This window comes from Lysinibacillus sp. NPDC096382 (assembly GCF_044762845.1).
Taxonomy (GTDB): domain Bacteria; phylum Bacillota; class Bacilli; order Bacillales_A; family Planococcaceae; genus Lysinibacillus.
Window position 1 is genome coordinate 57,619 of sequence record NZ_JBIWFC010000014.1, and the last position, 15,888, is coordinate 73,506.

At 38.8% G+C, this 15,888-nt stretch carries 12 protein-coding genes and 1 pseudogene; 3 read left to right on the forward strand and 10 right to left on the reverse strand.

Annotated features, from left to right (window positions below; all coding sequences use genetic code 11):
• Window positions 1-115 precede the first annotated feature (115 nt).
• Window positions 116-736 (reverse strand): annotated as a pseudogene (locus tag ACIQZA_RS17870) (Zn-binding domain-containing protein); the annotation flags it as partial.
• A gap of 423 nt (window positions 737-1,159) precedes the next feature.
• On the opposite strand from ACIQZA_RS17870, the gene ACIQZA_RS17875 reads away from it, so the two are divergent.
• The gene (locus ACIQZA_RS17875) at window positions 1,160-1,702 is read left to right on the forward strand and encodes a hypothetical protein (RefSeq protein ID WP_402883215.1); all 543 of its coding nucleotides are present in this window, start codon (window positions 1,160-1,162) and stop codon (window positions 1,700-1,702) included.
• A gap of 557 nt (window positions 1,703-2,259) precedes the next feature.
• Here the strand turns inward: ACIQZA_RS17875 and ACIQZA_RS17880 are convergent.
• From ACIQZA_RS17880 to ACIQZA_RS17890, 3 genes are all read right to left on the reverse strand, one after another.
• Window positions 2,260-4,524, reverse strand: a complete 2,265-nt coding sequence (locus ACIQZA_RS17880; protein ID WP_400939319.1) for a DEAD/DEAH box helicase — start codon at window positions 4,522-4,524, stop codon at window positions 2,260-2,262.
• Entirely contained in the window at window positions 4,499-4,882 is a 384-nt protein-coding gene (locus ACIQZA_RS17885) for a YppE family protein (protein ID WP_142508290.1), read from the reverse strand. The genes ACIQZA_RS17880 and ACIQZA_RS17885 overlap by 26 nt, the downstream gene beginning before the upstream one ends.
• 689 nt (window positions 4,883-5,571) lie before the next feature.
• Entirely contained in the window at window positions 5,572-5,766 is a 195-nt protein-coding gene (locus ACIQZA_RS17890; protein ID WP_053482465.1) for a hypothetical protein, read from the reverse strand.
• Between the two features lie 413 nt (window positions 5,767-6,179).
• Between ACIQZA_RS17890 and recU the strand changes: the two genes are divergently transcribed.
• Window positions 6,180-6,830, forward strand: coding sequence for a Holliday junction resolvase RecU (recU, locus tag ACIQZA_RS17895; protein WP_400939323.1), 651 nt, complete (start codon window positions 6,180-6,182; stop codon window positions 6,828-6,830).
• Complete coding sequence (locus ACIQZA_RS17900) at window positions 6,827-9,550, forward strand: PBP1A family penicillin-binding protein (RefSeq protein WP_402883213.1); 2,724 nt, start codon at window positions 6,827-6,829, stop codon at window positions 9,548-9,550. Before recU ends, ACIQZA_RS17900 begins: the two co-directional genes overlap by 4 nt.
• 382 nt (window positions 9,551-9,932) lie before the next feature.
• On the opposite strand, the gene ACIQZA_RS17905 is transcribed toward ACIQZA_RS17900, so the two are convergent.
• The 6 genes from ACIQZA_RS17905 to ACIQZA_RS17930 form a co-directional block, all read right to left on the reverse strand.
• Window positions 9,933-10,247 (reverse strand): YpoC family protein, encoded by a 315-nt coding sequence (locus tag ACIQZA_RS17905; protein ID WP_402883210.1) that lies wholly within the window; start codon window positions 10,245-10,247, stop codon window positions 9,933-9,935.
• Window positions 10,244-10,906 (reverse strand): endonuclease III, encoded by a 663-nt coding sequence (gene nth / locus ACIQZA_RS17910; protein WP_049666611.1) that lies wholly within the window; start codon window positions 10,904-10,906, stop codon window positions 10,244-10,246. The genes ACIQZA_RS17905 and nth overlap by 4 nt, the downstream gene beginning before the upstream one ends.
• Before the next feature lie 12 nt (window positions 10,907-10,918).
• Window positions 10,919-11,647: a DnaD domain-containing protein gene (locus ACIQZA_RS17915; protein WP_402883208.1), complete on the reverse strand. Its 729-nt coding sequence runs from the start codon at window positions 11,645-11,647 to the stop codon at window positions 10,919-10,921.
• 122 nt (window positions 11,648-11,769) lie between these two features.
• The gene (gene asnS, locus ACIQZA_RS17920; protein WP_132359094.1) at window positions 11,770-13,065 is read right to left on the reverse strand and encodes an asparagine--tRNA ligase; all 1,296 of its coding nucleotides are present in this window, start codon (window positions 13,063-13,065) and stop codon (window positions 11,770-11,772) included.
• Window positions 13,066-13,346: 281 nt separating this feature from the next.
• Window positions 13,347-14,540 (reverse strand): pyridoxal phosphate-dependent aminotransferase, encoded by a 1,194-nt coding sequence (locus tag ACIQZA_RS17925; protein WP_400939334.1) that lies wholly within the window; start codon window positions 14,538-14,540, stop codon window positions 13,347-13,349.
• Between the two features lie 16 nt (window positions 14,541-14,556).
• On the reverse strand, window positions 14,557-15,039 hold the full coding sequence (locus ACIQZA_RS17930) for a cell wall elongation regulator TseB-like domain-containing protein (protein ID WP_402883205.1): 483 nt from the start codon (window positions 15,037-15,039) through the stop codon (window positions 14,557-14,559).
• Window positions 15,040-15,888: the final 849 nt, after the last annotated feature.

The following is a 15,888-nucleotide window of genomic DNA, read 5'->3' on the forward strand; positions in this document are numbered from 1 at the left end:
ATTGAAATCTTTTTCGGATAAGAGTAGATTTTTCGCTGAAATCGAGCAACCGTAAATTGATTTATACACGAATGAAAGAAGAGGACTTAAAGGAATAGAATTAGACTTTTTCCTATCAAGCCCTCTTCGTACTCTTATTTAAAATTCGAAGTAAATCTACTACCTTTTTCTTTGCTTGTTGTAAGCTATCTTGAGATCCTATGCACGATGGGCATCCTGATTCGCAAGCACAATTTGCTACATGCTCCAATGTCTTAGTCAACAAATCTTCCCACAAATCATATACTTTTTCACTTAAGCCGATACCACCAGGATACTTGTCATAGACAAAGAATGTTGGCAATTCATTATGAGTTGCCTTTACCTGTGGGACAACTGCTACATCACTACTATCACATTGAATAAACAAAGGTATGAACGCATTCATCGCATATGCAGCTTCTGTCATGGCGTCTGTTAGCTCCTCCTCCGACCATTTTTCCAGCGCAGAGAATGATAGCCACGAAGAGCTTGTATGCATTTCGTCCGGTGGTAATGAATAGGGCCCGAACCGATATTATCTTGTGTACCGAAGCGTATTTTTTAAAGATCGTTGCCTGTGCGACTAACCCAACATCACCGAAGCCAATAATACCGCCTTTATAATCTCGGCTCCGATCTTCCTCTAGCACCTTCATCTCCCAGCTAGATTAGCGTCAGTATAGTAATCGACATCTACTTCTCTTACATACGCTTTATATTACGATAATTGTTTACAGCTTAAACGTGCTAGCATAGCTTCACGTACTTACAAATTGTAGTCTCTTAAAAGCAGTACTATGGAAATCAGCACGTATTTGGCTTCGAGAAATTGAAGAAAAAAAGGTCCCCTAAGGATTTTGAGCTGTCAGCTTCCCCTGTTAAAGGTTATAGTAAATAAATGGATGTTTACTACTTTTATTTGGGTGTCTTTCATTTTCTTAAAAACGGAAGAAAATGAATAGACGGAAAATTCATTTAATTTTATACAACGCTAGTGAATCCTAGTATCAAAAATATCATTTTAGTAATATAATTATATATTATACTAGATATTTATTCTTATTTTCATCATAAACTATATATTAAATACATTATTTTGTATAATATGTATATATATTACAAGAAAGGGAGTGTAGTTTTGAAAAAATGGGTTATGAGTTTATTCACAGTATTTATAGCTACATTTGTATTATCTATTAACGAGGATTCTGTTAAAGCAGCGGAAATGGATACTAACGAAAATAATATGGCAAAATATTATGATGCCGATAATCAGGAAATAACACCCTATACTGAAGAGGAATATTTAAAAAAAATAGAGGATTCCTCTAAACAGGAAGAGACATTAATTTCTTCAAGAAGTGCTCAATATCCTAATCATTATGATGATTTTGGCAAAGGTGAATTTAAAAATTTTGTATGGATTAACAATGGCAAACTATATAAAAATCCTGTTTATGTAACTGTAGAAAGAGTAAACAGAACAAAGGATCTTGCAGTTTATTTTTATGACAGCTCAGATAAATTCGTAGGGAAAGTAGTTTTCCCTACATCTGGAACTTTCTGGAAATCAGCACCAACAGATCACTTACCTCGTGGAAAATCTTATAAATTTAAATTGGTAAGTGAGAGTGGTGAATTAGCGAAAGTTAAACAAGGGGAAATCGGATACGACAATTAAAATAGAAACATATAAGGTTTCCTATTAAATGGGTTAGCTATAAGTTGTAATTGACTTATCAGCTAGCCCGTTTTATTTTTCCATTTCCATCACGCATCAGTTACGTCACATGTTACAGTCCATCCAGTACTGGCAAACAAGTAACTACAAATTACAAACTCCAGACTAAGAGTGAGTTCCACCATAAGTTGTGCGTTTAAACTGATATGCTAAATCGAAAAATGTTGAGAAAGCTATGATTGTTTTACGAACTGACTTATCATCCTTGTTGGAAAATTGGTGCTGATGTTATGAAAAATGACAATGTATTTACTCTTAAATCAGATTAATACAGATTCGGGAAATTTAAAAATGTAGCCAATTGCAGAAGGTAGTATCGAACTGAGTGCAAAAAGACTTAAGTTACTTCGCTTAATTTTGAAAAAACACCCTAACTCTTCTCGACGTCAACTAAAAGAACTTACTAGGAACAACTGTAAGATGATTTATAAATTAATCAAAGAAGAGGGCATGGTGGGATAGTGCTAGACTTTTTCCTCTCATACCCTCTTTTATCTCTAATTTAAAATTCGAAGTAACTCTATTACTTTTTTCTTCGCTTGTTCCAAGCTATCCTGAGCCCCTATACATGATGGGCATCCTGATTCGCAAGCACAATTTGCTACATGCTCCAATGTCTTAGTCAACAAATCTTCCCACAAATCATATACTTTTTCACTTAAGCCGATACCACCAGGGTACTTATCATAAACAAAAAATGTCGGCTGCTCATTATGAGTTGCCTTTACCTGTGGGACAACTGCTACGTCGCTACTATCACATTGAATAAACAAAGGTATGAACGCATTCATCGCATATGCAGCTCCTGTCATGGCGTCTGTTAGCTCCGCCTCCGACCATTTTTCTAGCGCAGAGAATGATAGCCACGAAGAGCTTGTATGCATTTCGTCCGGTGGTAAATGAATAGGACCAGAACCGATATTATCGTGTGTACCGAAGCGTATTTTTTTAAAGATCGTTGCCTGTGCGACTAAACCAACATCACCGAAGCCAATAACTCCACCATGATAATCTCGGCTCCGATCTTCTTCTAGCACCTTCATCTCAACTGCAAGATTAGCGTCAGTATAGTAATCGACATCTACTTCCCGTACATACGCTTTCTTCTCTTCCCAATCAAGCTTTTCTACTTGAAATTGAATGCCCTGATGCAAATAAATCGCCTCTTCATGTAGTAATGTCATCGCACTATGACGATCCATTTCACCAATAACCTTTGTTTGCGCAGCGATAGTCATATCAATGATTACAACATTTTCTTGCGAAGCAGAGCGAAGACTAATGTCATGGGCCGGGAAACGGTCACTCATCCAATGCCACTTCTCACTCGTTTTAAAAACAACGCCTTCCTCCGCTAAATAGGCCAGTAACTCCTGAATCTCATATTCACCATACATATCATGTATGGAAAATGGTAGCTCAAACGCTGCACATTTCAAATGATCCATTAAAATCAACATATTTTCAGGATAAATTCGCGCTTCCTCTGGTGCACTACCAAGTAAAAAAAGTGGATGGTTCACTACGTACTGGTCAAGTGCTGCCGATTGTGCTACATAAATGATTAGCGCCTCGTCCTGACGACGGCCAGCACGACCAGCTTGCTGCCAAGCACTAGCGATATTTCCCGGGTATCCCGTCATGATACATGCTTGTAATTGGCCAATATCGACACCTAATTCCAGTGCATTTGTACTAACCACCGTTTGAATAGTACCATCACGAAGCCCTCGTTCAATAACACGTCGCTCAGAGGGTAAATAACCACCACGATAACCTCTCACCGATTCATCTAAAAGCTTATTGCGTGTAAGTTCCTTTAAGTACGTTACAATCATTTCTACTCGTACACGACTTTTAGCAAAAATAATGGTTTGAATACCTGCTGTATATAATCTTTTCGCGAGATCGCTTACCTCTAAAACAGCACTTCGACGCACGCCAAATGTTTTATGGACGATTGGTGGATTATAAAAAAGAAATGTCTTTTTCCCAACTGGCGCGCCAGAATCGCTAATTAAGGCATGGCTTTCATTCGTTAAAGCTTCCGCTAACTCTTTTGGATTTTTGATGGTTGCTGATGTACAAATGAAAATCGGCTTACTGCCATAAAACTCACAAATACGTTTTAATCTTCGAATAACGTGCGCAACATGCGAGCCAAACACACCTTTATATGTATGCAACTCATCAATGACGATATACTGCAAATTTTCAAATAGTGAAACCCATTTCGTATGATGTGGCAAAATCCCTGAATGAAGCATATCAGGATTTGTCATTACAATATGCCCTGCCTTACGAACCTTTTGGCGAATTCCAGGCGCGGTATCCCCATCATACGTATAACTTAAAATTTCCTCACCGCTTTGTTCGATTAGTTCATTTAAATCATTTTTCTGATCCTGCGCCAAAGCTTTCGTTGGAAATAAATAAATCGCGCGTGAATTTTTATCTTCTACTATTTTTTGTAGTACCGGTAAATGGTAGCAATATGATTTTCCAGACGCTGTTGGTGTAACGGCAGTAAAGGAAACACCCTCCATCGCGTATTCAAACGCCTGACGTTGATGGGTATACAGTTGTTCTATCCCTCTTGCGCGAAGAGCCTTTACAAGTGAAGGATGTAAATTCTCTGGTAAAGGTACATATTTAGCTTCACGCCCTTCAAGCGTTTGCCAGTGTAAAATGCGTTCCTTTAACTCCTCATCATATCTCCACTCGTTTAACAGTTCACTAATGGTCCTTTTTTTCGATAACATCTGTTTCTATCTCCTTCACTAACCTTTCAAAAATTTTTAATGTATAAGAGGTTGAATGAATCGCATCTAAAAAACGCTTTTTACTCGTTTCTTTATAAAAGGATTGCACAACAAACTGCTCCATCGATTCCACCGCTGAAGCAATTTGTTGTGTATGCATATATTTTGGCTGATTTTTTTGAATCCACTTATTCGCCTCTTGCTGCCATTCCTTTAAAAGCTGGTGAATGACATCAGCGTGTGGCTTAACCTCCACAAAAAAGTCAGGAGAACGATTCTCCTCACGCATTTGCCAAAAGCGTGAAACACATTTTTCACATTCATCTACTAATTGGGAAGTTTGCTGCAGTAACAACAATTTCGCACCTCATCTCATTAATGAAGGCTCATCACCATAAAGTAGGGTTGAATCCGTTTCAACTATGCACTTTCCTGAGGGCGTCCGATAAGTCGCTTGGAACAACCAAGGTTCTTCTGTGCGAAAGCCTTAACGCATTACATGTCACATGTTTCAACACAACTTTTGGTGATGAACCTTAGAATTTTATCGTATTTAGGTTGAATCCATCCTTAAAATGAAGATTCACCTGCATTTACATGAACGCAAGCGAACCTATGTTTCTAAAATTCGTTCTACCTTAGTCTACAAAATATTTATATTATATGAGTTATATTACTCCCAATGATGAATAAAAGCTTTATTTATGGCTCATCACCATAAACTTGGGATTGATTTCCGTTTCGACTGTGGGAAAGAGCAACGACAGCTCACAATGTTGGTCTCAAAAGAGCTATCACAGGACATAATGTTTTTAGTCTTTGTCCCACTACTAGCTCGTTCTCGGGTCTCACCAGTGACTAAAGCGTTGCCTTTAGTCTTCACACCAATCAGCCCATATAAATGGCATATCTTTCAAGAAAATGACATCCCTAGCTTTTGGTGATGAGTACTATTTAAGGTACATCACTCATAGTGGTAGATAATGTATGAAAAATACTCATATTGGGTTATTTATATTGCATATGAGATAAGTGTACCAAAGTCTATCATTTTTCACTACTAATAGGCGAACAAGCATTCTTTACTTGCCAGTTCTTTTCTGCTAAGCTTACTTTCTGGCTAACAGATTTAAGCTGCATAAAAAAATTCATGCTCTGTGCGTTGTTTTCCAAAGACACTCTCGTTAACAGTAATTGATTGACCAGATCCAACTGCGCAACTAATTGTTTTAACTTGTTCAAAATAACGCCTCCTTTGCTTTAATTTATGTATTCCTCGCATGTATAAAATTACCTTCATGCGTGACAAAATAAGCGTAAGTTAGCTGAAAGAAGAAGTATTTCGATAAAATTTAATTGAACTAGTCTATTTTCGTAGTCTTCAAAATCGTCTATTAAGTAGAGAAACTAACGTAGAGACCAGTTTTTTCTATAAATTCGTTTGGAAATTTCATCAGTTATTTTGACGATTCTCGAGTTATATTACATGATATTTTTCGACTTTAAGAGGCGAAAATTGCCCAAAGATCGGTTATTTAATGGTAATTTAAATCACCGTTAATCTAGCATCAATCATACTATTATTGGAAGTGGAGAACTGCTACTTAATCATGGTAAACTATTGTATAATAGCAGTATTATAGAGGGTGAACTAAGTGACAATTCGTTATCCGAATGGGAAATTATATTCCCCTAATCCAACTGTTGAAAAAACAGCAAAAAAGGGAAAGGACAAGGATTTTTCTTTTAGTAATCGAGGGAAAACACTAGAAGATGAAATTAATGAAGCAAATGATTATTATGTAAAAAGGCGATTTGCTATCATTCATAAGAAACCTGTTCCCGTGCAAATCGTCAAAGTAGAGTACCCATCACGAAGTGCTGCAGTTATTCGTGAGGCTTATTTCCGAACACCATCGACAACAGATTACAATGGGGTTTGGAATGGGCATTATATTGATTTTGATGCAAAGGAAACTGCTTCAAAGACTAGCTTTCCCCTAAAGAATATTCACGTACATCAAATGACACATATGCAGCAAGTGACGGAACAAAATGGTGTGGCTTTTATTATCGTTCGTTTCTCAGCTTTTGAACGATATTTTATCGTGCCATACGATGTTTTACAAAAGGCCTGGCTAGCGATGGAAAACGGTGAACGTAAATCGATTTCCTTTTCAACTATAGAAAAGGAAGCTTTTGAAATTCCTACAAGCTATTATCCACGGATCGATTATTTACCGATTGTCCAAAAGCTAATTGAAGCAAAAAGCCATGGTTCTGAAAGTGAGGAGATAGTAGAATGACTGAACGTCGTCCGACACGCGGTGAGCATCAAAAGGCTCTCGCTCAAAAAAATAAAAAAAGCGCTCCGAAACCAGCGAAGAAAAAATGGTTCAAGCGCATTACGTTAACAATAGTAGCTGTTATAGCTGCATGTTTTATTGGAGGTGCAGGGTTATTCGCCTATTATGCAAGTAGCGCACCTGAACTAGATGAAAACTTACTGAAGGATCCAGTTTCCTCAGAGTTCTATGATAAAAACGGTGATTTATTTGCAACGATAGGTGCAAAAAACCGTAAATATGTAAAATATGAAGATATACCAAAGGATATGATTAACGCTATCCTTGCAACGGAAGATGCACGCTTTTTCGAGCACGGTGGTATGGATTTTTATCGCCTTGGTGGCGCAATACTCGCTAACTTCCGTGATGGCTTCGGGGCACAAGGGGCCTCGACATTAACACAGCAAGTTGTTAAAAACTCATTTTTACAAAATGAGAAAAAATTAAAACGTAAAGCACAGGAAGCTTGGCTTGCCTACCAATTAGAGCGTAAATATTCAAAAGAAGAAATTTTTGAAATGTACTTTAACAAAATGCTGATGTCAGGTCGTGTTTATGGCTTCGGTACAGCAGCCCAATATTTCTATGGGAAAGAACTAAAAGATTTAACTTTAGATGAAGAAGCATTACTTGCAGGTTTAGTACAACGTCCAAATGCATACAATCCAATAAAATACCCAGAGCTTGCCGAGAAACGTCGGAACACTGTTTTAGGTTTAATGTATCAGCATGGTAAAATTTCAAAAGAGGAAATGGAAGAAGCAAAAAAAGTAGATGTTAAAATCGGCCTCGCTGATGATGAAACTCGTCAAAAATTTGCTGGCACTAAGTACGATGCCTTCCTTGATGTTGTTATTAATGAGCTAGAGGAAAACGGTGATGGAAGTGCAATGGCGGAAGGAATTAAAGTTTACACAACTCTTGATCCGAAAGCCCAACAAATTGTGGAAAACATTATGAATGATGACAGTAACTTCCCAACTAAAGAGATTCAATCTGGTGTAACTGTCGTTGATACGAAAAGTGGTCAAATTCAAGCAATCGGTGGCGGACGCAATTACGGGGTTAACCGTGGTTTCAACTATGCATATGATTTAAAACATCAACCAGGCTCAACTATGAAGCCATTACTAGATTATGGACCAGCAATCGAAAATTTAAAATGGTCAACAGGTCAAACACTTGTGGATGAACCTATGAAATACTCAAGTTCGGATCAAACTATTACAAACTGGGATAATAAGTATATGGGAGCAATAACAGCACGTAAAGCTTTATATGCTTCACGTAACGTTCCAGCTGTTAAAGTATTAAAAGAAGTAGGTATTGATAAAGCTCAAGAATTTGTTGGTCGTTTAGGCATTAATGCTGAAAAAGTTTATGAATCTGATGCGATCGGTGGTGGGGATATTACAATGTCTCCTACACAAATGGCAGCTTCCTATGCAGCATTTGGGAATAACGGTGTTTACACTGATCCTTATGCGATTACAAAAATCGTTTACCGTGATGGTAAAACAACAAAAGACTACACACCAGAACCAACTGTAGCAATGAGCGATTATACAGCTTACATGGTGACAGATATGTTACGTGACGTTGTCGGTAATAAACCTGATGCGTCAGGTACTGCAGCCAATGTACCTGGATTAGATATCGCAGGTAAAACAGGTACAACAAACTATTCACGCGCTGATTTTAACAAGCATAATTTACCGGATACAAGTGTACCTGATTCATGGTTTGCTGGTTACACATCAAACTATTCAATCGCTATTTGGAGTGGTTATGAAAAACACTTTGATCCTATTACAACTTGGGATGAACGTCGTTTACCACAACATTTATTTAAACAAATTATGAAAGAGATTTCGGCGAACGTTGAAACACCACGTTTCAAAAAACCAAACTCAGTTGTGGAAGCTACAATTGAAGCAGGCACAAAACCACTTAAATTAGCAAGTAACTTTACTCCAAGTGAGAAACGTCGAACAGAGCTATTTGTACGTGGAACAGAGCCTAAGGAAGTTTCAAATGAATACGCAATGCCGGAACTTTCTTCACCTTACAATGTAAGTGCAAGCCTTGATATAGAAGGTCAATCAATCAATATTTCTTGGGAGCATGATGCAATGCTTAATCCGGAAACAAATGAACCGCTACCAACTACTTTCGAGGTATCTGCTAAACGAGAAGGCGGAAAGACTATTTCTCTTGGTAAAACGGAAAGCAAAGACTTAACAATTAGCAGCAAAGAACTGGAAGATGGCAATTACACGATTTCTGTCGTAGCAGTTGTTGATGATACACGCAGTAAACCAGGTACAGCTACCTTCCAAGTAACAGGTACGACTGATGAAGAGGATAAAGATAAAGAGCCAGATACTCCGGATAAACCTGATGTTGAGGAGCCAACAGCACCTGATCAAAATGGCAACAACGGGGACAACGGTAACCACAATGGTAACGGAAATGGTAACAATGGCAATAACAGCAACAATGGTAATGGCAATGCTAATACTGGTGGCAATGGTAACGCCGGTGGGAATGGTAACAGCGGCAATACAGGAAATAACGGTAACCCCCCAGGTAACAACAGCAACAATAATGGTAGCAAGCCACCAACAACGCCAACTGAACCAACCGCACCGGATGATGGTACTGGTAGTACTGAATAAAATAAAGCAGAGTAGCATAACGCTACTCTGCTTTTTTGTTGTTGGAAAACTATATGTCTATAAGTCAAAGTGTCAAAAAAGTATGTCTCTTCGTCAAGAGAGGAGTTGATTGCCGTTCCGGCTGGTCGCTTCCCCACCAATCAACCACAACACATAAAACGTTTCTTTGGCAGGGCAATCTAATTTAAAGTGATAAATTGAAACTTCAAAAGATGCTTTTTTTTTTGCGGGAAAGCGTAGCAACAAATTGTGGAAGTGGCTCAACACTTTGACACAGAAAAGCGCGGAAATCAACATTTTAAAATTGATTTCTCGCGCTTTTAAGGTTTTGACCAGTTATGTACCAGCCTCTTTTTATATCTTTCAGGTCTATCTGTCTGTATTATTTTTTTGCAGCCTGCAAGCGTAGCCGTGCTGCTCGTTTTTTTGTTTCCTTAAATAATTCATCGAGCTGACGATAACAGGCATATTGGCCAGGCTTTGCTTTTATAAAGGTTAAGCGTTCGACACCATTAATAGGCAACACTTCATCCCCTGCATCTTGCACTAAGCGCTCAAACAATAAAATGGCCAATTCCATTAATCCTTTTGCTTCACCAGTCCTTGCATCATGAGCTGCATGAATTTTGCCTTCTAGTTCTGCCCATTCTGCAAACCAAGCATCTACTTTTTCCTTTTCGAGTGCCTCTACATTCACGCTTCCTTCACCAACCCTTTCTTTAAACGTTTTTGCCCCTCTCTACAATCATCAAGTAAAGGGCAAGTGTGACAGTTAGGGTTTTGAGCTTTACAATGATAACGACCGAAGAAAATTAGCTGGTGATGTGTTTTCGACCACTTGTCCATCGGTGTTTTTTTCATAATTGTTTCTTCGACTTCAAGCACTGAATCCTTCCAGCGACAAAGCCCCAATCTCTTAGAGACGCGCTCTACATGTGTATCCACTGCAAGTGCAGGAATTTCAAAAGCTACAGACAACACGACATTAGCAGTCTTACGACCAACACCAGGCAATGTGACTAGTGCTTCTCGACTTGCGGGTATTTCCCCCTCGTATTCCTCTAATAGCCTTTGACATAATGCTTGAATATTCTTTGCCTTATTCCGATACAAACCAATGGAGCGAATGTCCTGTTGCAGCTCTTCTAAGGATACAGCTAAGTAATCTTCCGGCTTTTTATATTTTTGAAACAATGTTTTCGTTACTTTGTTTACAAGTACATCCGTACACTGTGCCGATAATAACGTGGCAATAGTTAGTTCAAACGGATTGTCATGTACTAACTCACAATGTGCATCAGGAAACATACGATCCATTTCCGCTAGACAATGCTCCCATTGTTTTTTTGTTAACATGTCGGAAGCCTCCTATTCTCTTTCTTCTAACCAATTATAAAATGGTACTTTATTTGTCGACTGCGTTTCTTGCTGCATTGTTCGGACTGGCGGTCGGTTAAATGTTTGTTTTTCCCGGAACTGCTCGCTTTGCTTCTGTGCTGCCTGTGGTGTCGTAATATTTTTCTTTTTCCACTCCAGTAATATTCGATCTATATAACGAATACTTAGCTTGCCAGCAAATACAGACTCCTTAAGCGCCTCCTTAATAAGCGCCGGACTGTGCTTATCCTCATCTAACCAATATCCGATTTTTTCTAGCTCTAAAGGAGATAAAAGACGCCCCATTTCCTCTTCAAATAATCGGAATATTTCACCCTCTTCTTGTCGAAGTGATACTGCTGATTTTTGATGTTCCTTCATTTCAATCATCTGCATAATACGCTCCCAAAGTGGGTATACCGAATATTTTTCATATAGTTTGCCATTTGCATCGACGTCGCTTGTTATTTCAAGGAAACCTTTTTGCATTAAGCGCTGTAGTCGTGAAGTAATGTCATTGCCAGGCATTGTCAGACGATTCATCAGGTCATTAGGCGTAGGAAAATCATTCCCCTCCATATGGAACGAAAGTAAATGCATAACAATAAGTGCCTCATCATCCTCAATATTTAACTCCTTATAAAACTGAAAAAAAAGCTGAGGAATTTGAATCATTCTCTGCTCAGTCCATGTACGGAGTCGATTGTTATTTGTGCTCATATTATACTTGACTCCTTTTTCTATCGTAAGTAGAAAAGCCGCGTAGACACATCACTACGCGACTTTTTTTAATTTTAACTGCTTTGACGGGCAGCAAAACCTAAAACCAAACTAGGTATTGCTTATGGATATAAGCGATTTAGTAAACGTGGGAATGGAATCGTTTCACGAATGTGCTCCGTGCCAGAAATCCATGCCACCGTACGTTCCAATCCAAGACCGAAGCCTGAATGTGGTACAGAACCTTGTTTACGTAGCTCTAAATACCATGCATAAGCATCTAAAGATAATTGATGTTCTTCAAGACGTGATTTTAATAAATCATAGTCGTGAATACGCTCAGAACCACCAATTATTTCACCATAACCTTCTGGTGCAATTAAATCTGCACATAATACTACATCATCACGGTCAGGATGTGGTTGCATGTAGAATGGCTTAATGCCTACTGGGTAACAAGTGATGAATACAGGTTTATCAAATGAATTAGCAATTGCTGTTTCATGTGGTGCACCGAAATCATCGCCCCATTCAATATCGTCAAATCCTTGCTCATGTAATAATTTAATGGCATCGTCGTAAGAAATACGAGGGAATGGTGCTTTGATATTTTCAAGTGTTGAAGTATCACGACCAAGTCGCTCTAATTCTAATTTGCAGTTTGCCAGAACTGATTGCACAATATGCGCTACATACTGTTCTTGCACTTCTAGGTTTTCTTCAAATTCCACAAATGCCATTTCTGGTTCAATCATCCAAAACTCGATTAAGTGACGACGTGTTTTAGATTTTTCTGCACGGAATGTAGGACCGAATGAGAACACTTTACCTAATGCCATCGCAGCCGCTTCCATATAAAGTTGACCAGATTGAGAAAGATATGCATCCTCATCGAAATATTTTGTGTGGAATAGCTCAGAAGTACCTTCTGGAGCTGACCCAGTTAAAATCGGTGGGTCCATTTTTGTAAAGCCATTGTCGTTGAAAAACTCGTAAGTTGCACGAATAATTTCGTTACGAATTTTCATGATCGCATGTTGCTTACGAGAACGTAGCCATAAGTGACGGTTATCCATTAAAAACTCTGGACCATGTTCTTTTGGCGTAATAGGGAAATCAGTTGCAGCATGTAGTACTTCAATACCAGTTACAGCAATTTCACAGCCAAAGCTTGAACGCTCATCTGCTTTAACCTCTCCCGTAATGTACATTGAAGTTTCTTGGGACATTCCTTTTGCAATGGCGAAAATTTCTTCGCCTACTTCTTCTTTTACAACAACGCCCTGAACAAAGCCAGAACCATCACGTAATTGTAAGAAGGCAATTTTCCCACTTGATCGTTTGTTCGCTAACCAAGCTCCTAGCTTGACGGTTTCACCGATATGCTTTGGCATATCTTGAATCATAATTTTTTTCATAGAAATCCTCCAAAGTTCAATCAATTGTGCCTTGGCATAATTGCGTCTGGAATCGGCTTTGTGCTTGCACAAAGAACTCCTTTCCGATTCCATGACATCCGCCGGAGGCTTTAGGCCAACAAGATGTTGGTCACTCAGTCGTTGCCACAGGACGTGGCGTTCTTAGACTGAGTTCCACTATTTCAGCGGGCGTTTGGACCCCCTCTGAAAAATAGCTTACATTCGCATTCATCTCACCACCTATAGAGGTGGGCGACTTCTGCTGAAAGATGTTAAAAGGATTAGTCTTGCCATTTTGATTTTACAAATGTATCAATTCGACGGACTGCCTCTTCTAATAAGTCTAAAGATGTAGCATAAGATAATCGCATTGTAGTTGGTGCACCAAAGCCAGAACCTGGAATCACTGCTACGTTTGCTTCTGTTAAAATATCCGAAGCGAATGCATCTACTGAATCATAGCCAGTATGAGCCATAGCTTCTGCTACATCTGGTAATAAATAGAATGCACCCTGCGGTTTTAAAACGTTGAAGCCAGGAATTGCACTTAACTGTGGATAAATTTTTTCAAGACGAGTTTCGAATGCTTGACGCATTTCTTCTACAGTGTCTTGTGGTCCATTATACGCTTCCACTGCTGCATATTGTGCAGTTGTTGTTGCGTTCGATGTAGAGTGTGATGCAAGATCGGTCATTGATTTAATAATGTCCGCATCCCCTGCGGCATAACCGATACGCCAGCCTGTCATAGAGTGAGATTTTGCAACACCATTTACAACGATTGTACGTGCTTTCACTGCATCAGATAGCTGTGCAATTGAAAAATGCTCAATACCATTGTATACAAGCTTCTCATAAATTTCATCTGACACGATTAAAATATCTTTTTCTTCTGCAACAGCAGCAATTTCAGCAATCTCTTCACGAGAATAAATCATACCTGATGGGTTGCTAGGAGAGTTAATAATAACTGCTTTTGTTTTATCTGTCACAGCAGCTCTTAATTGATCCGCAGTAATTTTATAGCCTTGCTCACGTGTGCCTTCAACATAAACAGGTACACCGCCCGCTAATTTTACTTGCTCAGGATAAGATACCCAATAAGGAATTGGAATAATAACTTCATCGCCCTCGTTTAAAATCACTTGGAATAAAGTATAAAGAATATGTTTTGCTCCAACACCTACAATTACTTCATTCGGCTTGTATGTAAGATTGTTGTCGCGGTGAAGTTTATCGATAATAGCTTTCTTAAGTACTGGAAGACCGCCAGCAGGTGTATATTTTGTTAAACCTTTTTCCATCGAGTCAATGGCAGCATTTAAAATATTTTGTGGCGTGTTGAAGTCAGGCTCACCAGCGCCTAGACCAATAACGTCAATACCTTGCTCTTTTAATTCCTTTGCTTTCGCAGTAATTGCTAAAGTTGAAGAAGGTGTTAAAGTTTTTACACGGTTTGCTAATAAATTTTTCATACGAGATCTACTCCTCTTATAAATTCGTAATGCGCTTCCACCAGTCGCCGTCCTTAAACATAATATAGACATAGTTGAGCTTATCGTGATCGTTTAGGTATGTAATTTCCCAAACAGCACCTGGCTCCTCATAGCCTAATTTGATATTAAGGACTTTTTGTACATTGCCTTCTTTTTTCAAAACCGATAATGCCTGCTTTTCCGTAATACCATCTTTTAAAAGTACTTCCTTAATTGAATCAGCTTTTAGATTCGTCGGAACAAAGACAGCTTTTTTATCACCATATTCATCTGCCCCGAACACAGTGACATACGAATGTTTGCCATTATATGTGTAAGACTCCGAGACAATTGCGAGGGCTTTGGCATCGAGTGCCAACTGTTCAGCCTGCTCTTCAATTGAACGGAATGGAGCCTCGGCTTTCCAGAGTACTAAAATACTAATGACAAGTGACAATGAAACCATAAAGACAGAAATGAAAATCAACCAGTTTTTCATATATTCACCTTAAGTTTCACATCTAGCGTATTCTTTAACACGAATGCCTGATGCTTTTGCATATCTATAACTGCGTATACATTCATTTTGCTTTCCATTTTTGTCAACCTGCTTTCTTTCCTCATACCACAACATTATACAACAATTTTGTGCTGTCGTGTTTCTTATTTCATATATTGTACGTTGATAGAATAACGTTTTCAAATGATTCGGGTAGTAATTTTTTTCTTTTCCGTGCAGCCCTTAAGAAAGAAAACCCTTTCAATGGAAAAATTCCTATTCACAATTGCAAATAGGAAGCAAAATTTGTCGCTAAAATCCTATGATACTCCACAAAAAACATAGTAGGACGACCGTCATTTATAGCACTGTACAAGCATTGAATTGCCTGCTTATATAAAGATTTTTTTGGTAATTGGCACAAACGCGCATGCCCACACCTTTTGACGGCAAAGCCTCTTTTGGGAGTAATAATCGATAAACCCATACTTTGCTTTGAAAATCGAGCTCCTGCTAATTAATCAATTATGCCTCGGTATAATTGCGTCCGGAATCGGCTTTGTGCTTGGGCCTGCGTGATGCAGGTCAGTTAGCCGTTATCGCATGAATGCGATGGTTTTAGGCTAACATCCTTTATTGAACTCCTTTCCGATTTCCGTGACATCCGCCGGAGGCTTTGGGCCAACGTGATGTTGGTCACTCAGTCGTTGTTGCTGTCGCTTTCGCACAGAAAAAACATTTGTTGCTGTCGCTTCGCTTTCGCACAGAAAAAACATTTGTTGCTGTCGCTTCGCTTTCGCACAGAAAAAACATTTGTTGCTGTCGCTTCGCTTTCGCACAGAAAAAACA

Coding starts and splice junctions, on each gene's coding strand:
- ACIQZA_RS17915 (WP_402883208.1), bottom strand. CDS start 11,647: ATGAGCACAAATAACAATCGACTCCGTACATGGACTGAGCAGAGAATG.
- ACIQZA_RS17900 (WP_402883213.1), top strand. CDS start 6,827: ATGACTGAACGTCGTCCGACACGCGGTGAGCATCAAAAGGCTCTCGCT.
- nth (WP_049666611.1), bottom strand. CDS start 10,906: ATGTTAACAAAAAAACAATGGGAGCATTGTCTAGCGGAAATGGATCGT.
- ACIQZA_RS17880 (WP_400939319.1), bottom strand. CDS start 4,524: ATGTTATCGAAAAAAAGGACCATTAGTGAACTGTTAAACGAGTGGAGA.
- asnS (WP_132359094.1), bottom strand. CDS start 13,065: ATGAAAAAAATTATGATTCAAGATATGCCAAAGCATATCGGTGAAACC.
- ACIQZA_RS17925 (WP_400939334.1), bottom strand. CDS start 14,540: ATGAAAAATTTATTAGCAAACCGTGTAAAAACTTTAACACCTTCTTCA.
- ACIQZA_RS17930 (WP_402883205.1), bottom strand. CDS start 15,039: ATGAAAAACTGGTTGATTTTCATTTCTGTCTTTATGGTTTCATTGTCA.